The sequence below is a fragment of the Flavobacterium sp. KACC 22761 genome, from assembly GCF_034058155.1.
Taxonomy (GTDB): Bacteria; Bacteroidota; Bacteroidia; order Flavobacteriales; family Flavobacteriaceae; genus Flavobacterium.
This window is the reverse complement of the sequence record NZ_CP139148.1, coordinates 2,859,565-2,885,661: the sequence shown is the minus strand read 5'-3', so window position 1 is coordinate 2,885,661 and position 26,097 is coordinate 2,859,565. Positions and strand designations below refer to the sequence as shown.

Sequence of the window (26,097 nt, the reverse complement as noted above, 5' to 3'; positions counted from 1 at the left end):
GTTTTAATTTAATCCCAAACTGCTTGTAGCTCGGGGACGTTGGGCATCATTATAACCAATCGTACTAAATAAGAAAACAAAAAAACAAAACTATGGCAAATCCTAAAGACATTTTAGTAATAACAACTTCTTCTGCAGATGGCTTAAAAATTAAAAAACATCTAAAACCAGTTTCAGCTCATATCGTAGCAGGTACAAATTTATTTAGCGATTTTTTAGGAGGATTAACAGATGTCTTCGGAGGTCGTTCAAGTTCATATCAAAAACAATTATCCTCACTTTATAATGAAGCAATAGAGAGAATAAAATACAACGCACACGAGATTGGTGGAAATTGTGTTATAGGTTTAAATATTGATATGGATGAAATATCAGGAAAGGGAAAATCAATGTTTATGTTAACTGCAATCGGAACAGCAGTAATTATTGAAAAAGACGAAAAATTAAATTCATTATCAAATACAAATGAAAAGTTTGAAAATGTTGGTGTTGAAAGAATAAACAATTTAAGACAAAGAAAAAATATTATTGAAAGAGCTGAAAATGGAGAATTAGATTATGATGATGAAATTTGGAGTTTTATAACTTCGAATCAGGTTCAAGAAATTTTTCCATTCATATTAAAAAGGTATACCCACTTAATTGAGAACTTTCAATCAATGCCAGATTCTTATAATGTGTTTCATAAAAATTTCACAAGTTATATAGATGCTTTGGAAGAAACCCAAAGAGTAAGTTTACTTTACGATAAAATTGAAACCGAAACCAATCAGCAAGTCGCTTTATATTTATCTAAAGTAATCAAGGAATTAAACCTATTTGATTATGAAAAAAATATGAGTTTACTTAGAAATTCAGATTTCAAAAAGCAAAAAATTGGTTTAAGAATAGCAACCTATGACAAATCATTCTATGACAAGAATGATATTGAAAACTTCAATCAAACCAAAAATTTTATTCATTCTACTTTTAAAGAACGAGGAGAAATAACAACTAAAAAACAACTTTTGTCTTCAAAAGAAAAAGATGTTTGGAATTGTGAATGCGGAAATAAATCAGTTGAAATTGGAGAATATTGCGGAAGTTGTAACAATAATATTTTTGGATTTAAAGAATCAGAAATGAAACCAACAGAAATTGTGAAATATATTGACCAAAAAATTGAACTAATAAACGAGTATATAAAATAACGATGCCCAACAGCTACTACAACGGATTTGGGCAATTAGTTTAATGGAAAATGGTTTTGTATTTGGGATGATTTGGTAAATCCGAAGAATGGTTTTAATTTAATCCCAAACTGCTTGTAGCGCGGGGACGTTATGTGTCACTTTAGAACAACAACTGCAATATGATTTTACCATCTGACAAAGAATATATACAGACAAAGCGAATTATCCTTGGGACTGAAAAGATGAAAGCAGAATTTGTGCCCCTTGCTGAGTGGATAGACAAAACCTATGAAGTAAAAACAATTAACATTATCTACGACACATTAGACAACAAGACGCCAAGAATTCAGATTTGTTTTGAGTTTGAGAAAGAGAAGAGTAAATTTTTAACTCAAGGCATTTCATATTTTGACAAAACAAAACAAAAAGCTATTGGAGAAAAGTTTGCTGAAATAATCAACCAACAAGGGCTTTCCAAAAGCAATAACTTAATTTCAAAAATATTAAACTCAAACAACAACGGTATTTATTTGACAGATAATGTATTTGTAGTTTATGGTGCATTTGAACCTATTGCCAAAATTGAGGCGACATATAAAATTAAAAAAGAACAGACAGACAAGTTCATTAATTCATTTCATAATAAAGATATTTGGACAATCTCGATTGGCTTTACCATTCCAACCTTTTTTATGTTCACAGATGAAAAGGTAAAAGAATATGACAGATCTGAAATCAAAAAAATGTGGGCTGACAAGTATTATGAGTTTGTAAAACCATTTGACGAGTTTAATTACTTCAATAGGAATGATATTCAGGTTTTTATTGACAGTAAAGAAAACTTTGACAAGAATTACGAAAGTAATTGGTATTATTATTATAAATGACAAGAAAAGCGACACATAACAGCCACTACAACGGATTTGGGCAATTGCCTTAATGGAAAGTTGGTTTTGTATTTGTGATGATTTCTCAAATCCGAAGAATGGGCTTAATTTAGTCCCAAACCCGCTGTAGTGCCAAGACGTTGTGCGTCAGTTTGGCGGAACGAAATAGAATTCAAGAAATTATTTGGAACCATGAGTTTAGAAAAAGATAAAATGATTAAGTCGCTTAATGAAAATTTTATTCCTGAATTACGGAGCAGAAATTTTAAAGGCAGTTTTCCACATTTTAGAAAAACGGAAAATGGAAAGACAAATTTGTTGACTTTTCAATTTGATCGAAATGGCGGCGGATTCATAATTGAATTAGCTAATTGGAAAGAACCTGAATTTAAAACGCACTGGGGAAAATTGATTCCGTTGAATAAATTGACAGCACACGATTTATTTGAAAGAAAAAGAATATATCCAAATTCTACGTCAGAAGAAAATGGTACCGAAAGTTGGTTTAGGTATGACCAAAATAAAGATTTGAATATTGAAAATAAATTTGAAATATTATCTAAAAATGTAATAAACAGAATTCCAATTATGGAAGAATATTGGAAAGAATAAAAAAAACCGAACGCACAACAGCCTTTTCACGCAATTGCGAGTTTTGTGGTAAGTTCACATTTGCGTTTCGCAAGATTTTTTTTCTTTACCAGAAAATAATCAGTTCCGAACTTCGCAACCTCGCCAAGCGACAGAACGTTATGTGCTATTAAAAAAAACGACATCTTGAAACAAATGAAACTGTTTGACAAAATATTCAAATCTAACAAGACCGAAAAAGCCGAATTGACAACTATAACAAGAACAGAAGTTTTTGAAGGATTTTCTGTTCCAGGAATAATACACAATATGCAATACCATTTTACTGACTTGCAAGTGTATAGTGATGGACTTATTTCTTGTTGGGAAATGGTTGACTTATCAATGTTCAAAGACAAGTTAAATAAAGGTTGGGTTGTCACTTCAATTCCAGACGGAGAAGCAATTTCTATTTTTGGTTTGGGGCATTGGAATATAGAACAAGGAGAATGGAAACATACCAAAGAAACCCTATCTGATTATATTTATTCATTGGTAAAACAACTCAACCCTACACTTGAAAATTTGCACAATTATAATGGAAATAATTTAAAAATGTTAGGTAAAGTAAATGTTGCTAAACACTTTATGCCCACACCAAAACCTTATCATTTTGACGACCCGAACTCTTTCTTCCCTAACAGGATTAATGGCGAGAAATTTCATTTTTTTTATAGAAATGATGACAATAAAACTTATTTAGCAGAACTATCTATTTATAAGAATGGAAACGTTGAGATAACTAATTTACCAAAAAAGAAAATTTACAAATTTGAAGAATTAGATGAACTAACTAAAAACGAGATACTAACAACAGATTTGAAAATCGGTGAAACTATTACAATTATGAATTTAGGATCTTTTAATATTGTCTCAGGAAGCGGTGTTGACATTAAATTCAAACTAAATGAGTTAACTGACAAGTTTAATGAGCTAAACGGTAGAGAAAATAGTATTGCCAAATGTGCGAGAATATTTGACGAATACAAACAAAATCCGACAAAAAAAATACGAGACGAATTAAAAGAAGCATATGAGAAAGTTCCAGAACATCAAAGAATTTTCGTTGGGACAATGGATACAAAAGATTACGAAGTTCGTCAAGTCATTTATGGCGACATTATAAAAAAAGAATGGGAAGATGACAATGGGTATGAATATCCATATGAAGATATGCCAAAACCTATTGACTAATAAAAAAACAGCACATAACAGCTACTACATCGGATTTAGACAATTAGCTTAATGTAAAATTTCACAAAGTATTTTCTAAAAAAGGAATACCTATCTTTGCATTTGAAATCAATCAAAATGAAAGCAAACGACAATTCTGAAAAAAGTAATTTACATCCAAGAAATCTTCATCGCAATCGCTATGATTTTGATAAATTGATTTCAAATTGTCCTGAATTAAAAGCTTTTATTTCTGTAAACAAATACGGAATTGAAACTATTGATTTCAGTAATCCAGCAGCTGTAAAAACATTAAATAGGGCTCTTTTACAAACTTATTATAATATTCAAAACTGGAATATTCCTTTACATTATCTTTGTCCGCCAATTCCCGGGCGCGCTGATTACATTCATTATATCGCTGATTTATTAGCCGAAAACAATAACGGAATCATTCCGAAAGGAAATTCTGTTTTAGGTTTAGATATCGGAACTGGTGCAAATTTAATTTATCCGATATTAGGATATAGTATTTACGATTGGAGTTTTGTTGGAACAGATATTGATCAAAAAGCGATTGAAAATTGCAGTAAAATTATCGAGGCCAATCCAAAACTAATCGATGCTATTGCATTGCAACAACAACCTGAATCCCGATTTATCTTCAAAAATATCTTTATTCCTGAAGATAAATTCACTTTTACCATGTGTAATCCTCCCTTTCATGCATCGGCACAAGAAGCAAACAAAAGTGCTTCTAGAAAAGTTTCTAATTTAAATCCGAAGGAAAAAAGAAATACAAATCCCGTTTTAAACTTTGGCGGTCAAAACGCCGAATTGTGGTGCAATGGTGGCGAAATCGGGTTTATTACACAAATGATTTACGAAAGCGCAAAATACGCTTCGCAATGTTTATGGTTTACAACTTTGGTTTCTAAAAAAGAAAATCTTTCTTCGATTTATAAAATTCTGAAAAAGGTAAATGCCGTTTCTATCAAAACAATTGATATGGCTCAAGGCCAAAAAAACAGCCGTATTGTGGCTTGGAGTTTCTTAAATGAAAGCGAACAGAAAAACTTCAAAATCTAAAACACTGATTTTCAAAACCAACTCTTGATAATATAATTTCATTTCACTACATTTAGTGTAAACAATTAAATATCAAGATTATGGCAGAATATGTTGGTTATCTCGCATCTGTTTTTATTGTTGGAGGTTTTTTGCTGAAAAACCTCAGAACAATTCGGTTCATTAATATGTTTGGCTGTATCTGTTTTGTCATTTATGGTATTTTTTTAAACGACTATAGAGATTTTAATCAATGGCTTTGGCCCGTAATTATCCCGAATGCTATTTTAGCTTTTGTCCAGATTTATTATCTGACCTCTAAAAAAGAGCAATCTTAAAATTATGATAGTTTCAGATAAAATTCTGAAAAAGCTTCGAAATTAGATTGTTGTACCTTTAAAAGTAAATTGAATTTTATGCGTACATCAAAAATACTCGTTCGGTTATTCCTTATTATTTTACTGACAGCCTGTGCGTCTTCGAAAAAAACTAAATTCGAAGATTATGTTTTTAAAACAGAAAGCGAAAAACAAAATTATATTGCATCTTACGACAAAGCCTTAAAACTTTGGGATGTTCCTTATACCGAAGAAAATGTAAAAACCAGTTTTGGAACAGCACACGTTATTATCGCCGGACCACCAAATGGAAAAGACTTAGTTTTACTTCACGGAATGGATGCCAGTTCCACAATGTGGTATCCAAATATCAATGCTTTGGCAAAAAATCACCGCATTTATGCCATTGATTTTTTAATGGAACCAAACAAATCGACTTTGACCGCAAAGCCACTTTCAAAAGAAGAAATTGTCATTTGGTATAATGAAATTTTCAATCATTACAAATTAAAGAAATTTGATGTTGTAAGCGCTTCACGCGGAGGCTGGATTGCGACATTATTAGCCGTACAAAAAGAGAATTCAATTGATAAAATTGTTTTACTAAGTCCGGCGCAGACCTTTAAATTTATTGATAAACCCAGAAAAACATCCTCAGCTTTACTTTTAAAACTTTTTCCGAGTGAAAAAAAATTCAGCAAAACCTTAAAAACATTTTCGACTCATCCAGAAAAAATCAGCCCAGTTTATAACAGACAATTTTATTTGGCGAATAAATATGCAAAATCCAACTCAAGCATGCTTAAGATGACGCCTTTTTCAGATGACGAACTAAAATCGATTCAGAATCCAGTTTTAGTATTAATTGGCGATAAAGACGTTATAAATTCAGACGAAAGTTTGGAAAGAGCAAAAAAATATCTGCCAAAGGCCAAAACAATAATGGTTAAGGATGCCGGACATTTTTTGAGTATTGATCAGTCGAAATTTGTAAATGAAGCTATGACTAATTTTTTAGAATAATGTGTAATGTGCAGTCCCTACGGGACAATTTTAAAATGTGCTACTATTTTTTCTACCAAAATGCAATCTCTACGAGATAATCCTGATGGCCAATTGATTTTTTTTTTAATCTCTTAGAGATTGCATTTTGATAGAAAAACGTTAATAACGGAAAAATTGTCCCGTAGGGACTGCACCACAAAAAAATCATAAAAATCCATGCAATCCTATGCAACCTTATTTGTCTTTTTTATAGAATTCAAACTTCGTATCTTTACAACACTAATTTTTCATCAATAAAAAATGAATTTTCAAGTAGCTTCAGAATATAGTCCGAAAGGAGATCAGCCACAAGCCATCCAAAAACTCGCACAAGGTGTTGAAGATGGCGAAAAATATCAAACTTTATTAGGAGTTACGGGATCTGGAAAAACCTTTACAGTTGCAAATGTTATTCAGGAAGTGCAACGCCCGACATTGGTTTTGGCACACAACAAAACTTTGGCAGCGCAATTGTATTCAGAATTCAAACAGTTTTTCCCAAATAATGCGGTTGAGTATTTCGTTTCGTACTACGACTATTATCAGCCAGAAGCTTTTATGCCTGTTACTGGCGTTTTTATTGAAAAGGATTTATCCATCAACGAAGAATTAGAAAAAATGCGTTTGAGCACCACTTCTTCCCTGCTTTCTGGGCGTCGTGATGTTTTGGTTGTTGCTTCGGTTTCTTGTTTATACGGTATTGGAAATCCGGTGGAGTTTCAGAAAAACGTAATTGAGATCACCAGAGACCAAGTTATTTCTAGAACCAAATTATTGCATAGTTTGGTTCAGAGTTTATACGCCAGAACGGAAGCCGATTTTAATCCGGGAACGTTCAGAATCAAAGGTGATACAGTCGAAGTTTATCCAAGTTATGCTGATGACGCGTATCGAATTCATTTTTTTGGAGATGAAATTGAAGAAATAGAATCATTTGATGCTCAAACTTCCAAAGTAATCGAGAAATTCAAAAGATTGACGATTTATCCCGCTAATATGTTTGTGACTTCACCAGAAGTTTTGCAAGGAGCAATTTGGCAAATCCAGCAGGATTTAGTAAAACAAGTAGATTACTTTAAAGAAATAGGAAAACATCTGGAGGCAAAACGTCTAGAAGAACGAACGAATTTCGATTTAGAAATGATTCGTGAATTAGGCTATTGCTCCGGAATTGAGAATTATTCCCGTTATCTTGACGGACGCGAGGCTGGAACAAGACCTTTCTGTTTGTTAGATTATTTCCCAAGCGATTATTTAATGGTTGTGGACGAAAGTCATGTAACCGTTTCGCAGGTTCACGCCATGTACGGAGGCGATCGCAGCCGTAAAGAAAACTTGGTAGAATACGGTTTCCGTTTACCTGCCGCAATGGATAACCGACCTTTGAAATTTGAGGAATTTGAAGCTTTGCAAAATCAGGTAATTTACGTTTCTGCCACTCCTGCCGATTATGAATTGCAAAAATCAGACGGAATTTATGTGGAGCAAATTATTCGTCCAACCGGATTATTGGATCCAATAATTGAAGTACGCCCAAGTTTGAATCAGATTGATGATTTGATCGAAGAAATTCAGGTGAGATGTGAATTAGACGAAAGAGTTTTGGTGACCACTTTAACCAAAAGAATGGCCGAAGAATTAGCCAAATATTTGACCAAAGTAAATATCCGTTGTCGTTACATCCATTCTGAAGTGGATACTTTAGAGCGAATCGAAATCATGCAGGATTTGCGAAAAGGGATTTTTGATGTTTTGATTGGAGTCAACTTGCTTCGTGAAGGTCTGGATTTGCCTGAAGTTTCGCTTGTTGCAATTTTGGATGCGGATAAAGAAGGTTTTTTAAGAAACCACAGGTCTTTGACGCAAACTATTGGACGTGCTGCGAGAAATTTAAATGGAAAAGCCATTATGTATGCTGATAAAATCACAGCCAGCATGCAGCGAACAATTGACGAAACGAATTATAGAAGAACCAAGCAAATCAATTTCAACACCGAAAATAACATTACGCCTCAGGCTCTAAATAAAAAGATTGACAGCGCATTTACAAAAAATCCTTTAGTTGAATATGAATTAGGACATACGCTTCCTCAAGCTGCAGAACCAGAAACAGCTTATATGTCAAAAGCAGATTTAGAAAAATTGATTCGTGAAAAACGAAAATCAATGGAAAAAGCAGCCAAAGAATTAGACTTTTTACAAGCGGCCAAACTGCGCGACGACATCAAAAAACTTCAGGAACAATTGCCTTAATTGTGTTGTTCCTGAAAAACTCTCAACAATTTATTTGGGTCAATAATAGCGTTTGGCGCCTTTTTCATCAACTCTAAAACTCGTTTTACTGCAGTTGGATTCAGTCCCATTTCGAGTGCAATTTGATGTATCGCTTTTGATTCTTTTTCATGTAAGATGCCATCGCAATGCATAATCAAAGCCAATCTGTAAAATTGCTGAATACGCTGAAACTCGGATCTGTTTACTTTTACAGTATGCTCTTGATGAAATAAATCTCTAAATTCTTCTTTGCTGATATTCAATTCTTCGGCAACAATCCACAGAAAATCCAGCTCACGTTTATGCAAATGTCCGTCAATGGTAGCAAACGCAATCATTTCTAAAAGTAAACCTCTTTTTTCTTCTTCGGTGTTCATCAAATTATTATTTTTAGCTAAATTATTACATTAAATCTAAAACACAATAAGGAATGATTCGAGGATTTTTCTTTTTTATATTTCTCCTGACATTTACATTCGGAAATGCACAGGAAAGCACCGCTTCAAAAAACGTGTCCACTTTCACTATTGAAGCTCCTCAGCTTAAAACAACCAAAAAAATATGGCTTTATTTGCCCGAAGGTTATTCGGCTTCGCCAAAAAAAAGGTACAGCGTCATTTACATGCACGATGCGCAGAATTTATTTGATGCGAAAACTTCGTTTGTAGGCGAATGGAATGTCGATGAAAAATTAGACAGCTTAAAAGCTCCAGTAATTGTGGTTGGAATCGAGCATGGAAATGAAAAACGAATCGATGAATTGACTCCATTCAAAAATGAAAAATATGGTGGCGGAAAAGCTGATGATTATGTTGATTTTATCGTAAATACACTAAAACCACACATCGACAAAAATTACAGAACCAAAACAAAAGCCAAAAACACAACCATAATGGGAAGTTCGCTTGGCGGATTGGTTTCCTATTATGCGGCCGTAAAATACCCACAAGTTTTTGGAAATGCTGGCGTTTTTTCACCTTCATTTTGGTTTTCAAATGATATTTACACCTTTACAGAAAAGTCGCCAAAAATTAAAACCCGATTTTATTTCTTATGTGGCGATAAAGAAAGCGACGAAATGGTAACAGATTTAGAAAAAATGGAACGCTTACTAGATAAAAACCGTTGCTATTGTCTTCATCTCAGCAAAACAAAAATTGTGAAAGGTGGAGAACATAACGAAAAATTATGGCGAGACGGTTTTGTAAAAGCCGTTTTGTGGCTTGGTTATTGAGAAAAAAAATAAAAAAAACAGCATAAATTATGAAACTAATTTTAAGAGAGTATAACTTAAAACTAAAACATACTTTCACAATTTCAAGAGAATCAATAGATTTTCAACCTTCGCTTATCGTTGAATTGCAAAGCAATGGTTTTTCAGGTTTTGGCGAAGCAACTTCAAATCCGTATTACAAAACAACGGTTCCAATGATGATGCAAGATTTAGAAGAAATCAGAACAATCATTGAATCTTCGGAAATTGAAACTCCTGATGCTTTTTGGGCAAAAATTCATCCGTATTTAAAAGACGATATGTTTGCTTTATGTGCTTTAGATTTGGCTTATAATGATTTGTACGCTAGAATTAAAGGCAAAAAACTCTACGAATTGTGGAATTATACCACAGAAAAAAATCCGATGACGGATTATACAATCGGAATTGCTTCTATTGACAAAATGGTTTCAAAAATGCAGGAACTTCCTTGGCCAATTTATAAAATCAAATTGGGAACCAAAGAAGATATTGCCATCGTAAAAGAACTTCGCAAACATACCGATGCGGTTTTCAGAATTGATGCCAATTGTGGCTGGGGCGTTGAGGAAACAATAAATAACGCTGTCGAACTAAAAAAACTTGGTGTAGAATTCCTTGAACAGCCAATGAAAGCTGATAATTGGGAAGCACACAAAGAAGTTTTTAAACATTCTGTCTTGCCTGTAATTGCTGACGAAAGCTGTATAATTGAAGAAGATGTAGCGAAATGCTTCAATCATTTTCATGGTGTGAACGTAAAATTGGTAAAATGTGGCGGATTGACTCCTGGAAAACGCATGATCGAAGAAGCAAAAAAACTAGGCTTAAGAACCATGGTAGGTTGTATGACAGAATCGACAGTTGGAATTTCTGCCATAGCACATTTGCTTCCACAATTGGATTATGTTGACATGGACGGCGCATTGCTTTTGTCTGAAGATATTGCAACCGGTGTAACCATAAAAAATGGAATTGTAAATTATTCGAATCTCAACGGAACCGGAGTTACATTGCTATAAAATGATAGTCGAAAAATTTCCTGATCGCGTTATTGAAATTGACCAAAAACAGCATTTGTATTTTGGTGGTACTGCTTATTTAGGACTTCCAACAAACAAAGAATTTCAGGATTTGGTTATTCAGAATATCCTAAATTGGGGAACAACTTATGGAAGTTCTAGAACGGCAAATATAAAACTTAGCGCTTATGATGCAGGCGAAAAGTTTCTAGCTTCTCATATTGGTTCAGAAAGTGCTTTGACCGTTTCTTCGGGAATGTTGGCGGGAAAATTGGTTTTAGAAAAATTAAAAAAAGAAACGGATTGTTTTTTCCATTTAAATGAAATTCATTCTGCTATCCAAATTGAAAATAGCCTTCCTGTATTTATTAATAACAAACTGAATGATCGTTTATTAGATGCCAAAACAGAAAAAATTACGATCTTGACTGATGGCGTGCCGTCGTTTCAAACAAAACCAGCCGATTTGTCTTTTATAAATGAAATTTCAAATCATAAAGAAATTACATTAGTTCTTGACGAATCGCATTCTTTAGGAATTGTAAATGAAAACGGTTCTGGAATTTTTTCCAAAATTCAATTACCAATTAAAAGAAAAATTCTGGTTTCGTCTCTGGGAAAAGCATTCGGACTAACGGGCGGTGTTATCGCAAGCGATTCTCAATTCATTAGAGAAATAAAAGAACTTGAAACATTTACAAGTGCTGCTGGAATGAATCCTGCTTTTGTACAAACGATTTCTGATGCATCTGAAATTTACAAAACACAGCATCAGAAACTACTGGACAATTTAAGTTATATTGATTCGATTTTAATTCAGAATGAGAACATTAAGTTCGATAAAAAATATCCTTTGATTTATCTTTTATCAAATGAATTGGTAGAAAAACTAAAGGACGAAAACATTATTATTGCCAGTTTCAAATACACCAAAGAAGCCGAACCATTAAATCGAATTGTTGTTACTGCAAATCATTTAAAAGAAGATTTAGATAAAATTATTGCTGTTTTAAATCCACATTAATTCATGACTATTTCAAGATAAAAAGCAAAAAAGGAAATCTCAAAATTGAGATTTCCTTTTTTTTGTTTAAATAATATTATGACTAAATTATTTAGCCCACCACACTTTTGTTTCCATTTTGTCAGCTCCTTGAGCAGCGATTGCGGCATTGTAATTTTCTAAATTCAATGTTTTTACACTCGCTCCATAAGCTTGCCTTTGCGGAATTGTAGCAGAACCAATCGCTCCAGTAGGAACAGTTAGAGCAACAGCATCAGTTCCAAATCTTCTCCACTCATTCCATCCTTCATAACCTTGCATATACAAAGCAATGTGTTTTTGGTAAGCAATAGATTTTAAATCTACGTAAGGAAATTGCAAAACATAAGCATCGGCCGCCGCAGTTGTAACGCCCCATTGCGCCATTGAAGCTCTAATACCTTCAGCATAAAAAGTTGCTGCTGAACCCGGAATCCATCCTAAAGATGCAGCTTCAGCTTTAGCAAAAGAAACTTGTGCATAAGTATAGAAAAATGCAGGAGCAGTTTTATTTTTAATAATAGTATTAGTTATAAAAGAATAATTTGCAACAGTTGTATTTCCTACAGCCGAAGTAAGACCACCTTTGTAAATTCCACCGCCATTAGCTGCTTTTTCTGCAAATTTTGCCAGTCTAGGATCTTGTGGTGCAAGATTTGTTCCTGTACCAATCAATAAATTTACAAAAGGTTCACTCACTAAATAGTCTGTTCTAGTTTCAAAACGATCTTCCCAAGGATTGTCATAAGCCTCGTCCGTAATATAAGGGTATGTAATGTTTTGTAAATTCGAGGCAATAGTTCCAGCATTTAGAGCCTCAACAAATTTTGTTGCAGCATAACCTCCAGCAGCTGGAAATCTTTTTGATAAGCGCATCGCCATGTTTAACTTTAAAGTATTTGCAAAACGTTTCCATTCAGACATCTGAGTCGCTTTTGTGGTAAAAATAACATCGCCTTTTGGTCCTGCACCAGCATCCATAAGTGCTACTGCATCAGTAAGATCTTTAAACAATCCGTCATAAATAGCTTCTTGTGTATCAAATTTAGGAAATGGATTATTTAACCCTTGCAAAGCTCCTGTATAAGGTACCATTCCCCATCGATCTGTGATATGCTGAAAGACATAAGCTTTCAAGATCATTGCTACTGCAATTTGGTTATTGTTTGAACCATTAGCTAATGCTGCTCCCGCCGTTGCAGCATCTTTGTTTAAATTTATAACCGCTTGCAAGTTGTTTAGTATAGACACATAATTGCTGGTATATTCAAAATTTACCACATCATAAATCGTTTCCTTAGGATATTGTCCGTTTGTGATATATTGTACATAACAAAGTGGCTCAGTTGCAGTAAGAATAGGCGACATTGATCTTTCGGCTCCTGTAAGCAACGAAGCTGTATTTGCGACACTAGGATAATTTGGGTTTAAGTTGGTATCGCCAAAATCAGCATTATCACAAGAAACAGATACCAAAACAGTTGTTAGTGCTAAAATTGATGTTATTACTATTTTTTTCATTTTCATAATTATAAAGTTAAAACAACATTTAAACCAATAGATCTAGAGTTTGGCAATTGGGCCGTTTCAATAAATGGTGTGGTTGATGTATTATACGATTGAAGTTCAGATGGATCTATATCTCGATTTGCCGCATAAATCAACCAAAGATTATTCGCATAAACAGCAATATTAATTTTCTGGAAAGGTGTTTTTTGCAAAATGCTTCTATCCAAAGTATATCCAAATCTAAGCGTTCTTAATTTCGCATACGAAGCATCTTCTAAGAAAGGCTCTGTAATTGCCCTGATGTTTGACCAATATGTTCTGGTACTCACACGATATGCAACATCAGCACCAGTTGTGGCATCTACACCCTCTACCAAAAGTCCTCCTGAAGTTGGAGTTACTGCAGAATTTAGCATTGCACCAGTAGCAATACTTGCGCCAGTAGTAGCATTTACGATAGGATCTCTCTTTGGATTTCCTAAATCATTGTTACCCACTGTTTCAATACCCACCCCTGTTCTATTAACCAATGAGTTAGAAACAGAATAATATTTACCACCTTGTTGGAAATCAAATCCTAAACTTAAATCAAAGTTTTTGTATTTAAATGAAGTGGTAAGACCTCCGGTATAGTTTGGCAAAACGTTACCTAAATAGACTCCCAATTCTCTTACATAAGCTCCTGCAGTAGTTAATTTCGGTTTTCCGTTATCATCTCTTGCAATTCTACTTCCGTAAATAGCCCCCCATTCTTCGCCTACTTGCTCAACCAACTGAACATTACCCATGTTTGAGTTTCCAGACTGAATAATGTTTCTTGTAATTCCTGGAGCAATAGCAACTACTTGTCTGTCTAAAGTGGCAAAATTTGCGCCGACATTCCATTCAAATTTATCTGTTTTAATTGGTGTTCCAGACAATGCAATTTCCCAACCTTTGTACGTTTGTTTTCCTCCATTTACATACACACCTCCAATTCCTGTTGAAGCATCCAAATCGACTCTATAAGGCAATTCATTATCTAATCTGTCAAAATAAGAAACATCTAATGAAAGTCTATTATTAAAGAATTTCAAATCCACGCCATATTCTTTTTCTTCACGATTTCCACCTTTCAACCTTGGATTACTAGGTGTTGATTGCGTTGATGAAACTGGATAAGCTCCATAAGCCGTTCCGATTCCGTAAATAGGGCTTGTTAAATAAACTCCTGGAAATTGAGGCGCCATTGCATAACCAGCTCTTAATTTACCAAATGTGAAAAAACGATTTTCTGGAATAAATTTAGAGAAAACGAAACTTCCAGAAATACCGTAAGTAGCTAATTTATTATCGTTTACATCTGCTGTAGAAGCAAAATCATTACGATAAGAACCATCAATATAAGCAAAATCATCATAACCCACAGAAGCTGTTAAAAAGGCTGCACGATTTTTTGTTTTGTATCTTTTATCATCAATAAGCGGTGTTCCTACAGAAGTGCTGATACTGTAGAATCCTTCTGAAACCAAACCTCCAACAGTAGTATCGTCCATGTATGTTCTATCATAAAATTGATATTCGAAACCTAAATTTCCTGTGATATCAAATTTGTTGATTTTCTTTTTATAATTTAAAATACCTGAAATTTCATCTTTATTTGTGATTTGAAGACTTTCTTCATAAACTGGAACTTCGGCACCACCCCAAGCTTTGTAGATATCATAATAATTGTTTCCAATATATGTTTTTCTAAGTTCTACGGTAGCTGCTAAATCATCAATAATTTGGTAAGAACCGCCAATTTTTCCATTAAAAGATTTTTGGTCTTCGTTGTTTGGTTGTTCGTATTGATCAAAAAATGGAGAATTCCAGCCTATAGATTTTCCATTCGTTGGACTCGTTCTGTTCCAAGTCACAATTTTACCATTCATACGATAATTTCTTAAATCATCCATGTTTAGTTGTCTTTGAAACCATTGTCTCAAACTCGCAACTGCTGGCAAGATTAAGTTTTTATCATTATATCCAGTCGTTTGTCTATCTTGAAATAAAACAGTTGAGAATACTTTGAATTTCTTGCTCAAACTAGCCTCCATAGTAAGGTTTACATCATATTGAGTTCTTGCTGTATTTGGCACAATACCTTCTTTATCTGTCCTAGTAATACCAAAGTTTATAGAATAATCTTCACCACCTTTACCAACAGACAAACTAGATCTTTTAGTTACTCCTGTATTGTAAAAATCTTTAATATTATTTGGATTTGGAGAAAAAGGAGTTAGTTTCCCAAATTCTGGTGTCCCTTCTTCCCAGCTATTCCAAGCACGCACCATTTGACCTTGCATTCTTGGTCCCCAACTTTCATCTGCAGTATAATCAACAATATCCTGACCATTAAAAGCAGCGAAAGACGCTGGATCTGTTGCTGGATTATAAGTATATTTTGGAAAAGTTTGAGAATAACCTCCGCCGTACTCATTTTGAAATTCAGGCAATCCATAAGCATTTTCTAATGAAGAACTTACATTAAACTCTACTGTTGTAGCGCCTTTTTTTCCTCTTTTTGTTGTAATTACAATTGCACCGTTTCTGCCTTCTGGTCCGTAAAGTGCCGTTGCAGACAAACCTTTTAAAGTATTGATACTTTCGATGCTTTCTGGGTTAATATCACTAATAGCGCTCACTTTGATGTTATCAACTACATACAATACTCCTGTATCACCACGAAGCCTAAGCAAAGAAGTTCTAAAATCCCCACTCGGAGAACCTTGAAATTGAACACCAGCAATTTTTCCAGCCAAAGCATTATTAATATCGGTTTCTCTCACCGTTACAACATCTGCAGCTCTTACTTTTTGCGTAGCATAACCCAGTGATTTTTCGCTTCTCTTAAGTCCCAAAGCAGTTACTACAACTCCGTCAAGCTCTTTTGCATCAGAAATCATTTTTACATTTAATGTTGTACCAGCTGCCGTAGCTTTCGTTGATTTATACCCGATAAACGAAAAAACTAAAACAGAACCTTTATTGACACTAATTTGATAATCGCCGTCAAATCCAGTCGTTGTTCCAGCCGAGCCTCCCTCTTCTTGAATGTTAACTCCAGGCATAGGCATTCCAGTTTCATCAGTCACTATTCCTTTGACCGTCATTTTTTGTGCGAACAAAATGCTCGAAGCAAATAAGAACAAAACGAAGGAAAAAATAAAATTCTTTTGTTTCATAAACGTTAGTTAAAAATTAGTTAATAGATTGGTTCGTTAAAGTTGCAATTTAACGTTTTATATCAATAAAATGCGTTTTTATAAGAAAAAAGCACTAAACATTTCTTAAAATATGCATTTTTACGCAACAAAACCGCATAAAACAGCAGCATCAACATTTTTAATTTACTTATTTTTAACAAGTTATAAATTACAAACGCTCTTAGTTTTACTTATTCAGAAGCAAAATCTTCCAATTAAAGTTTAATGATAACAACAATTTTAACAGATTGTACCGTACCTTTGTAAAAAATAAACGATGACAAATAACGATATACTTAAAAAACTTCGCGTGGCTTTGATGCTCCGTGACGATCAAATAGTTGAAATTTTAGAATTAGTTGATTTTAGAATTTCGAAATCAGAATTGGGCGCTTTTTTTAGAGCTGAAGATCATCCAAACTATATGGAATGCGGCGATCAGGTTTTACGTAATTTTTTAAACGGATTGGTAATTCATTTAAGAGGAACTAAAGAAAACCCTAAAAACCCGAATGAAGTTTTAGCAAAGCATAAAGCTGAAATTCCAAAAAGAGATACTTCTAAGGAAAGACCTGAATTTAAAGCTGCGCCAAAAGATTCTGAAAAATATAGAGGCGACAAAAGCCCTTCAAAATCTGGTTCAGCAACCGGAAAACCGAAGAAGAAATCATTCCCAAAAGGAAATGGAAAACCAGTTGTTGTAGAAAAAGTAGTCTTCAAAAACGGAAAGAATAAGAAATAATTTTTTTAACCGCAAAGGACGCTAAAATATTTTCCAATCTGTACGATTATAAACGCAAAGTTCGCAAAGCTATATGGATAAAGCTTTGCGAACTTTGCGTTTTAAAAAGATTCTAATTACGGTCTAATTTCAAATATAGCCCGCAGTTTCAACCGCGGGAATGCCCAGAGATGCATTGCGTGACGTACATTGTGTACCCGTGGTTGAAACCACGGGCTATATTCTCAAAAATTCGCAAAGCTTTATGAATAAAACTTTGCGAATTTTACGCATTATGGACAAAGTAAAACAAAAATCTTTGCTCCTGAAAACTATCAGGATTGTGGTTAAATAAAAAATAATCAGATCTGTCGTAACAATGCTTAATTCAGTAATATCCATTCTCAAAACGAATGTTTTTTTTATATTTTTAATCAAAATTTAAATCTGCACAAACTATCATGAAACAATTACTTTTCATCATTCTTTTCTTTTTATCATTAAACGCAAAAAGCCAAACCTCCATTCAAGGTCAAATTATTGGAAACTGGAAAGTAGAAAAAGTAATAGTACCATCTAACAGTAAAGAAATGACAGAACTCTCTCAAGCCTTTACAAATTCAATATTTTCATTCCAAAAAAATCAAGATTTTAATTTCATTCCAAAACAAAAAACGCAGCTTACTTCAATGTTTGTACAGATGTTGCAAAATCAAAAATGGATTTTCGACGAGAAAAGAAAATTAATTAGAATTGGGACAACTAAAGATCGTTATTCAATAATGGGAATAACTCCAAAAATCGAAAAAAATAATGCGTATTTTAAACTTGAGGAAGGAGAAATAAGTCTCGAATTGATAAAAATCTAAAACAAAAAAAATCCCTTCGAATATCGAAGGGATTTTCTATATAAATTGATTTCTTATTTTAATTAAGAAAGAGCAGCTTTAACTTGGTCAGCCGCTTCTTGGAATTGCACTGCAGATAAGATTGGCATACCAGAGTTGTCAATTAATTCTTTTGCAATTTCAGCATTTGTTCCTTGCAAACGAACAATAATTGGCACTTTAATAGCGTCTCCCATGTTTTTGTAAGCATCAACAACACCTTGAGCAACACGGTCACAACGAACGATTCCTCCGAAGATGTTAATCAAAATAGCTTTTACGTTTGGATCTTTCAAGATAATTCTGAAAGCTGTCTCAACACGTTTTGCATCAGCAGTTCCTCCTACGTCAAGGAAGTTAGCAGGCTCAAAACCAGCATATTTAATTAAATCCATAGTTGCCATTGCAAGACCAGCTCCGTTTACCATACATCCTACAGTACCATCAAGGTCAACATAGTTAAGACCAACTTCTTTAGCTTCAACTTCGATTGGATTCTCCTCACGGATATCTCTCATTTCAGCATATTTAGGTTGTCTGTATAAAGCGTTATCGTCGATGTTAACTTTAGCGTCAACAGCTAAGATTTTGTTATCAGAAGTTTTTAAAACTGGGTTAATTTCAAACATTGAGGCATCAGAACCAATGTAAGCATTGTAAAGTGCGTCGATGAATTTCACCATTTCTTTGAAAGCATTTCCAGAAAGACCTAAGTTAAAAGCAATTCTTCTAGCTTGGAAACCTTGTAATCCAACAGTTGGATCAATTTCTTCAGTGAAGATCAAGTGCGGAGTGTGCTCAGCAACTTCTTCGATATCCATTCCACCTTCAGTAGAATACATAATCATATTGCGTCCTGTACCTCTATTCAATAAAACAGAAACATAAAACTCAGAAGTTTCGCTTTCTCCAGGATAGTAAACATCTTCAGCAACTAAAACTTTGTTTACTTTTTTACCTTCAGGCGGAGTCTGAGGTGTGATCAATTGCATTCCGATGATTTGTTCTGCTAACTCTTCAACTTGCTGTAAGTTTTTTGCCAGCTTAACTCCACCACCTTTTCCACGACCACCTGCGTGAATTTGTGCTTTTATTACGTGCCATCCTGTACCAGTTTCGGCAGTTAATTGTTTTGCAGCAGCTACAGCTTCAACCGCATTGTTAGCCACAATTCCGCGTTGCACGCGTACTCCGTAACTTGCTAAAATTTCTTTTCCTTGATATTCGTGTATGTTCATAATATAGAATTTGTCTGGTTCTGAATTTATTTCAGAATAAAAGTGCGACAAAAGTAGCAAAATTCAACTTAATAGTAAAATCTTTTTCGAATTAAAAAACGAGTCATTTCGTTAATAATTGGATATTCTTTTTGAAAGCAAATTTACCGTTAACGAATTGCATCGAAAAAGTTAACACAAAATCACTATATCGTTTGATATTTAACAAAAAACCCTATTGAATTCTAGGCCTCACGACGATTTTTCCTAATATTATTTAATTGTTATTATGATTTTATCATTTCGCAATGCTTTAAATAATATTATTATCATTTAAGAACCGTTTTTCTAATATTACGACAAAAATGAAAGCAAAAGCACAATTTCAATACATTATGTTTAACGAAATCTTTATTTTTGTAGAAAAAATATCAAGAATGAAAGTTAAAGAACAAGGGCTCTATTTGCCTGAATTTGAACACGACAATTGTGGTGCAGGATTTATTTGTAATTTGAATGGTATTAAGTCAAATGATATTATTCACAAAGCATTGGACATCTTAATAAAATTGGAACATCGTGGTGCCGTTAGTTCTGATGGAAGAACTGGAGACGGGGCTGGAATTTTATTTGATATCCCACATGCGTTTTTTAAGAAAGTGTGTGACTTTGAAATCCCTGAAGCGCGTGAGTATGCAGTAGGAATGGTTTTTTTACCAAAAAGCAAAAACCAGGTTTCTTTTTGTATTAATGCATTTGAAGCAACAATTAAAGACCAAAACTTAAAAGTTTTAGGTTGGAGAGATGTGCCAGTTGACGTTGAAAATTTAGGTGAAATCGCCGCAGAAAAAGAACCAACAATTAAACAAGTTTTCGTTTCTAAAAACGGACAAGATTTAACTGAACAAGAATTTAATGCAAAACTTTTTGCAGCTAGAAAAATTGCTGAACATGCCGTAAGAGGATCTAAAACCTCAGAAAGCCATATGTTTTATTTTACTAGTTTATCGACAACTACTATAATATATAAAGGTCTATTGATGCCGGAAGACATCAGCCGTTATTATATAGATTTGAAAGATCCAGACTTGGTGACGCGTTTAGCTCTTGTACACCAACGTTTCTCTACAAATACATTCCCATCTTGGGACTTAGCTCAACCGTTTAGATACATGTGTCACAATGGTGAGATCAACACACTTCGTGGAAACGTAAGCCGTATGCGTGCTCGTGAAGAGCTTATGCAAAGTGCTGTTTTTGGCGAGGATATCAAGAAATTATTCCCAATTATCCTAGAAGGAAAATCAGATTCTGCTTCTATGGATATGGTAATTGAACTTTTATTAATGACTGGACGTTCTCTTCCAGAAGCAATGATGATGGTAGTTCCTGAAGCTTGGGAAAAACACCAAACAATGTCTCCTGAGAAAAGAGCTTTCTATGAATACAATGCTTGTATCATGGAACCTTGGGATGGTCCTGCTTCTATTCCGTTTACTGATGGTAACGTAATTGGAGCTTTACTAGACAGAAATGGATTGCGTCCTTCTCGTTATACATTAACAAAAAGTGGCTTCGTAATTATGTCATCTGAAATTGGCGTATTAGACATCGATCCAGAAGATGTAGTTCAACACGGTCGTCTTGAGCCAGGAAAAATGTTCTTGGTGGATATGAACGAAGGGCGTATCATCGAAGACGAAGAAGTAAAGAAAGCGATTGTTACAAAACGTCCATACAAACAATGGGTTGACGAAAACTTATTGCCATTGGCTAGCGTTCCTTACACTAACAACCCTACTCCTGTTGAAAAATTAGATTTCTTGACAAGACAGCGTTTGTTTGGTTATACAATTGAAGATTTAAAAACAATCATCAACCCAATGGGTAGCGACGGAGCTGAAGCAATCAGTTCTATGGGTAACGATACACCTTTGGCAGTTCTTTCAGATCAGCCACAATTGTTGTACAATTACTTCAAACAATTGTTCGCTCAGGTTACTAACCCGCCATTGGATGGTATTCGTGAAGAAATTATTACCGACATCAGTTTAGCGATTGGTGGAGATTTCAATATTTTCGAAATCGAATCGAAACAATGTAAAAAACTTAAAATCCAAAATCCGGTTATTTCTAACGAGGATTTGGATAAAATTAGAAATATCGATCACGCAGATTTCAAATCGGCTACTATTTCTACTTTATATAAAATAGAAAAAGGAGTTAACGGTTTAGAGCGTGCTCTTGAAAAATGTGTTCAGGCAACTTTTAAAGCGGTTAATGAAGGATGCAACATCATCATCTTATCAGATAGAGGTGTTAGCGAAGAATTAGCTCCAATTCCAATGTTATTGGCTTGTTCTTACATTCACCACTCATTAAACATTTTACAGGTTCGTTCTAAATTCGGAATCATCATCGAATCTGCTGAACCACGCGAACCTCATCATTTTGCTTTATTATTCGGATACGGTGCAAGTGCAATCAACCCTTACATGGTAAACGAAATCATTCACGATCAAGTTGAGAAAGGTTTCATTACAAAAGTAAAAGCAGATTATGCTGTTGTAAACTACAACAAAGCAATTGCAAAAGGAATCGTGAAAATCATGAACAAAATTGGTATCTCTACTTTACATTCATACAGAGCTGCTCAAATTTTCGAGATTTTAGGTTTAAACAAAACATTTACATCTAAATATTTCCCTTACACTCCATCAAGAATTGAAGGAATTGGTTTAATGGAAGTAGAAAAAGAAGTTAAAAAACGTTTCCAAAAAGCTTTCCCAAATTCAAAAATTGCAAACTTGCTTTCTCTTGAAATTGGAGGTATTTACAGATGGAGACGTGGTGGCGAAAAACACATGTTTAACCCAACTACGATTTCTAAATTACAACAAGCAGTTCGTTTAAACAGCCCAGAAAGCTATAAAGAATACGCTAATGCTGTAAACGAGCAAAGCTCAAACTTAATGACGATTAGAGGTTTATTTGAGTTTAACAACTTGGATCCAATTTCTATTGACGAAGTTGAGCCTTGGACAGAAATTGTGAAAAAATTCAAAACCGGAGCAATGTCTTACGGTTCTATTAGCCAGGAAGCGCACGAGAACTTGGCAATTGCAATGAACAGAATTGGTGGAAAAAGTAACTCTGGAGAAGGTGGAGAAGATCCAAGACGTTTCCAGAAAGAAATTAACGGAGATTCTAGAAACTCTGCGATCAAACAAGTTGCTTCAGGACGTTTTGGAGTTTCAATCAACTATTTGACAAACGCCAGAGAAATCCAAATCAAAATGGCTCAGGGAGCAAAACCTGGAGAAGGTGGTCAGTTGCCTGGAGAAAAAGTTGTGCCTTGGATTGCTGAAACTAGAAACTCTACACCTTATGTAGGTTTGATTTCGCCTCCGCCTCACCACGATATCTACTCTATTGAGGATTTATCTCAGTTGATTTACGATTTGAAAAACGCAAACCGTGAAGCTCGAATCAACGTAAAATTAGTTTCTGAAGTTGGAGTTGGAACCATCGCTGCCGGTGTTGCCAAAGCAAAAGCTGACGTTATCTTAATTTCTGGTTATGACGGAGGAACTGGAGCAGCTCCATTAACATCTTTACAGCACACAGGTATTCCATGGGAACTTGGTTTAGCTGAAGCACAACAAACTTTGATTCTAAACGACTTAAGAAGCCGTGTAGTTTTAGAATGTGACGGGCAGTTAAAAACAGGTCGTGACGTTGCTATCGCCGCTTTATTAGGCGCTGAAGAATTCGGTTTCGCAACGGCTCCGCTTGTAGCTTCTGGATGTATCATGATGAGAGCTTGTCACTTAAATACTTGTCCAGTTGGTATTGCAACTCAGGATCCAGAATTGAGAAAAAACTTCAAAGGAACTCCAGAGCACGTAATCAACTTCATGTATTTCATTGCTGAAGAGTTAAGAGAAATCATGGCTCAGTTAGGTTTCAGAACTTTAAAAGAAATGGTTGGTCAGTCTCAAAAATTAAACGTAGACAAAGCGATCAAACATTATAAAGCAAACGGATTAGACTTATCAACTATTCTATACAAACCGGAAAAAGCTAAAACGGTTCCAAATCATAATACAACAACTCAAGATCACGCTCTTGAAAATGTATTGGATTTTGACATCATCAAAGAAGCAATTCCGTCTATCTATAGAAAAGAGAAAACGAGAGTTACATTCAAAATCAAAAATACAGACCGTTCTGTAGGTGCGATTTTGAGTAACGAAATCTCAAAAATTTATGGCGCACAAGGATTACCAGCTGACACTATTTTAGTTGATTTTGAAGGTTCTGCCGGACAAAGTTTTGGTGCATTTGCAACAAACGGATTGTCATTTAAAATTCACGGAAACTGTAATGATTACTTAGGAAAAGGTCTTTCTGGAGGAAAACTAATTGTAAAAGTACCTCCTACTGCGACTTTCAAACCTGAAGACAACATCATTATTGGTAACGTTGCCCTTTACGGAGCTATTACCGGAGAGGCTTATATTAATGGTATCGCAGGAGAGCGTTTCTGTGTGAGAAACTCTGGAGCAACAGCAGTTGTAGAAGGAATTGGAGATCACGGTTGCGAATACATGACAGGTGGTACAGTAGTAGTTTTAGGAAAAACAGGAAGAAACTTCGCAGCTGGTATGAGCGGTGGTGTAGCTTATGTTTACGATCCAAACAAAAAATTCGATTCTACAGTTTGCAACATGGAAATGGTTGCATTCGATCCAATGGAAGAAGAAGATCTTACAAAACTAAGAAAACTGATCAAAAACCATTCATTGTACACCAGCAGTCCATTAGCAAAAAGAATTTTAGCAGACTGGGAAAATCAAACACAGCACTTCGTAAAAGTAATGCCAACTGATTACAAAAAAGCATTACAAAGAATTGCAGAAGAGAAAAAAATAGAAGAATTAATAGCGGGATAAAAATCAATTTCAAAAAATAAAATTCCAAATTCCAATCGCAATATCAATGGTAATGTCTTCCTGAGCGAAGTCGAAGGATTGGAATTTAGAACTTAAAGAAATTGGAATTTAATTTAAAATGTCATGGGTAAAATAGGCGGATTTAAAGAATATAACAGAGCCGATGAAAGTAATTTAGCAGTTGCAGAACGTGTTTCGAACTACAACGAATTTACTATTCCGGTACCAAAAGATAAATTAAAAGAACAAGGATCAAGATGTATGGACTGTGGAATTCCTTTTTGCCACAGTGGTTGTCCGTTAGGAAATTTAATTCCTGACTTCAACGACATGGTACATCAGGAAGAATGGCAGAGCGCGTTAGAGATTTTACAATCTACTAACAACTTCCCTGAATTTACAGGACGCTTATGTCCTGCTCCATGTGAGAAATCATGTGTATTAGGAATCATCAAAGATCCGGTTTCTATCGAAAACATCGAAAAAAGCATCGTAGAAAGAGGTTTCGCTGAAGGATGGATTAAACCTCAGCCACCAAAATCAAGAACGGGTAAAACGGTTGCCGTTATTGGTTCAGGACCTGCAGGTCTTGCTGCAGCTCAACAATTAAACAGAGCGGGTCACACGGTTACTGTTTTTGAAAGAGACAATGCAATTGGAGGTTTATTACGTTACGGAATTCCAAATTTCAAATTAGAAAAAGGAATTATCGATCGTCGTGTTGCGATTCTAGAAGCAGAAGGAATCACTTTCAAAACGAATGTAAATGTTGGTGTTAACTTCAGCGTCGAAGAATTAAACGCATTCGATTCTATCGTTTTATGCGGAGGTGCAACTGAAAGAAGAAGCCTTCCAACTAAAGGAATCGAAAGCAAAGGTGTAGTTCAGGCAATGGATTTCTTAACACAGCAAACTAAAGTTTTATACGGAGAATCTATTCCAGACCAAGTAAAAGCTACTGGAAAAGATGTAATCGTTATTGGTGGTGGAGATACAGGTTCTGACTGTATCGGAACTTCAAACAGACACGGAGCTAAATCGGTAACAAACTTTGAGATTTTACCAAAACCTCCAGTTGGAAGAAGCGAATCTACTCCATGGCCTTTCTGGCCGTTGCAGTTGAAAACATCTTCTTCTCACGAAGAAGGTTGCGACAGAAACTGGTTGATCAACACTAAAGAATTCATTTCTAATGATAAAGGCGAATTAACTGGATTAAAAACTGTTGAAGTACAATGGAAAATGACTCCAGGTCAGCGTCCTGAATTAATCGAAAAAGAAGGTTCTGAGAAAATCTGGCCTTGCGATTTAGCTTTATTGGCTCTTGGATTCACAGGTCCAGAGAAAACATTAAGCGAGCAATTAGGCATCGAAACTGATATGAGAAGCAACTACAAAGCACACAACTATCAGACAAACGTTCCTCATATTTTCACAGCTGGTGATATGAGAAGAGGACAATCATTAATCGTGTGGGCTATTTCAGAAGGTCGCGAAGCAGCAAGAGAAGTAGATTTATTCCTAATGGGATCTACTAACTTGCCTACTAAAGGAAAAGGAGATTTACCGAGCTTATAAATTTAAGACTCTAAGTCGCTAAGGTTCTAAGATACTGAGATTTTTTCTCAGCCTTAACCTTAATTTCTATACAACATAACTACTGACAAACCCCTGAATAT

General features: G+C 34.7%; 19 protein-coding genes. 15 read left to right on the top strand and 4 right to left on the bottom strand.

Annotation, left to right across the window (positions count from 1 at the left end; genetic code table 11):
- The first annotated feature begins 92 nt into the window (after positions 1 to 92).
- The 8 genes from SCB73_RS12465 to uvrB all read left to right on the top strand — a co-directional run bounded on the left by SCB73_RS12465 (position 93) and on the right by uvrB (position 8,565).
- The gene (locus SCB73_RS12465; protein WP_320566551.1) at positions 93 to 1,190 is read left to right on the top strand and encodes a YbjQ family protein; all 1,098 of its coding nucleotides are present in this window, start codon (positions 93 to 95) and stop codon (positions 1,188 to 1,190) included.
- 224 nt (positions 1,191 to 1,414) lie between these two features.
- A complete protein-coding gene (locus SCB73_RS12460) occupies positions 1,415 to 2,059 on the top strand; it encodes a hypothetical protein (protein ID WP_320566550.1) in 645 nt (214 codons plus the stop codon).
- 192 nt (positions 2,060 to 2,251) lie between these two features.
- Complete coding sequence (locus tag SCB73_RS12455; protein WP_320566549.1) at positions 2,252 to 2,671, top strand: DUF4304 domain-containing protein; 420 nt, start codon at positions 2,252 to 2,254, stop codon at positions 2,669 to 2,671.
- Positions 2,672 to 2,845: 174 nt separating this feature from the next.
- Positions 2,846 to 3,883, top strand: a complete 1,038-nt coding sequence (locus SCB73_RS12450) for a DUF7638 domain-containing protein (protein ID WP_465221499.1) — start codon at positions 2,846 to 2,848, stop codon at positions 3,881 to 3,883.
- A 117-nt stretch (positions 3,884 to 4,000) separates the two neighbouring features.
- Positions 4,001 to 4,951 (top strand): 23S rRNA (adenine(1618)-N(6))-methyltransferase RlmF, encoded by a 951-nt coding sequence (gene rlmF, locus SCB73_RS12445; protein WP_320566547.1) that lies wholly within the window; start codon positions 4,001 to 4,003, stop codon positions 4,949 to 4,951.
- An 80-nt stretch (positions 4,952 to 5,031) separates the two neighbouring features.
- On the top strand, positions 5,032 to 5,268 hold the full coding sequence (locus SCB73_RS12440) for a uroporphyrinogen decarboxylase (protein WP_320566546.1): 237 nt from the start codon (positions 5,032 to 5,034) through the stop codon (positions 5,266 to 5,268).
- 78 nt (positions 5,269 to 5,346) lie between these two features.
- Positions 5,347 to 6,291: an alpha/beta fold hydrolase gene (locus SCB73_RS12435; RefSeq protein ID WP_320566545.1), complete on the top strand. Its 945-nt coding sequence runs from the start codon at positions 5,347 to 5,349 to the stop codon at positions 6,289 to 6,291.
- Positions 6,292 to 6,573: 282 nt separating this feature from the next.
- Complete coding sequence (gene uvrB / locus SCB73_RS12430) at positions 6,574 to 8,565, top strand: excinuclease ABC subunit UvrB (RefSeq protein WP_320566544.1); 1,992 nt, start codon at positions 6,574 to 6,576, stop codon at positions 8,563 to 8,565.
- On the opposite strand, the gene SCB73_RS12425 is transcribed toward uvrB, so the two are convergent.
- Positions 8,562 to 8,963, bottom strand: coding sequence for a TerB family tellurite resistance protein (locus SCB73_RS12425; RefSeq protein WP_320566543.1), 402 nt, complete (start codon positions 8,961 to 8,963; stop codon positions 8,562 to 8,564). The two genes, uvrB and SCB73_RS12425, sit on opposite strands and share 4 nt — an antisense overlap.
- 53 nt (positions 8,964 to 9,016) lie before the next feature.
- Here SCB73_RS12425 and SCB73_RS12420 point away from each other — a divergent pair, with 53 nt between their 5' ends.
- Genes SCB73_RS12420 through SCB73_RS12410 form a run of 3 tightly spaced genes read left to right on the top strand, consistent with a single transcriptional unit; the run spans position 9,017 to position 11,884 of the window.
- Complete coding sequence (locus SCB73_RS12420; RefSeq protein ID WP_320566542.1) at positions 9,017 to 9,820, top strand: alpha/beta hydrolase; 804 nt, start codon at positions 9,017 to 9,019, stop codon at positions 9,818 to 9,820.
- A gap of 29 nt (positions 9,821 to 9,849) precedes the next feature.
- Positions 9,850 to 10,860 (top strand): dipeptide epimerase, encoded by a 1,011-nt coding sequence (locus SCB73_RS12415; RefSeq protein WP_320566541.1) that lies wholly within the window; start codon positions 9,850 to 9,852, stop codon positions 10,858 to 10,860.
- Position 10,861: 1 nt separating this feature from the next.
- Entirely contained in the window at positions 10,862 to 11,884 is a 1,023-nt protein-coding gene (locus SCB73_RS12410; RefSeq protein WP_320566540.1) for an aminotransferase class I/II-fold pyridoxal phosphate-dependent enzyme, read from the top strand.
- Positions 11,885 to 11,971: 87 nt separating this feature from the next.
- Here the strand turns inward: SCB73_RS12410 and SCB73_RS12405 are convergent, their stop codons facing one another.
- On the bottom strand, positions 11,972 to 13,423 hold the full coding sequence (locus tag SCB73_RS12405; protein ID WP_320566539.1) for a SusD/RagB family nutrient-binding outer membrane lipoprotein: 1,452 nt from the start codon (positions 13,421 to 13,423) through the stop codon (positions 11,972 to 11,974).
- Between the two features lie 8 nt (positions 13,424 to 13,431).
- Positions 13,432 to 16,545, bottom strand: coding sequence for a SusC/RagA family TonB-linked outer membrane protein (locus SCB73_RS12400; protein WP_320566538.1), 3,114 nt, complete (start codon positions 16,543 to 16,545; stop codon positions 13,432 to 13,434).
- Between the two features lie 370 nt (positions 16,546 to 16,915).
- Between SCB73_RS12400 and SCB73_RS12395 the strand changes: the two genes are divergently transcribed.
- Complete coding sequence (locus tag SCB73_RS12395; RefSeq protein WP_320566537.1) at positions 16,916 to 17,380, top strand: DUF1456 family protein; 465 nt, start codon at positions 16,916 to 16,918, stop codon at positions 17,378 to 17,380.
- Positions 17,381 to 17,820: 440 nt separating this feature from the next.
- Positions 17,821 to 18,228, top strand: coding sequence for a hypothetical protein (locus SCB73_RS12390; protein WP_320566536.1), 408 nt, complete (start codon positions 17,821 to 17,823; stop codon positions 18,226 to 18,228).
- Between the two features lie 62 nt (positions 18,229 to 18,290).
- Here SCB73_RS12390 and sucC read toward each other — a convergent pair whose 3' ends face one another.
- Entirely contained in the window at positions 18,291 to 19,484 is a 1,194-nt protein-coding gene (gene sucC, locus SCB73_RS12385) for an ADP-forming succinate--CoA ligase subunit beta (RefSeq protein WP_012024229.1), read from the bottom strand.
- Between the two features lie 416 nt (positions 19,485 to 19,900).
- Between sucC and gltB the strand changes: the two genes are divergently transcribed.
- Complete coding sequence (gene gltB, locus SCB73_RS12380) at positions 19,901 to 24,418, top strand: glutamate synthase large subunit (protein WP_320570091.1); 4,518 nt, start codon at positions 19,901 to 19,903, stop codon at positions 24,416 to 24,418.
- 123 nt (positions 24,419 to 24,541) lie between these two features.
- Entirely contained in the window at positions 24,542 to 25,996 is a 1,455-nt protein-coding gene (locus SCB73_RS12375; protein ID WP_320566535.1) for a glutamate synthase subunit beta, read from the top strand.
- Positions 25,997 to 26,097: the final 101 nt, after the last annotated feature.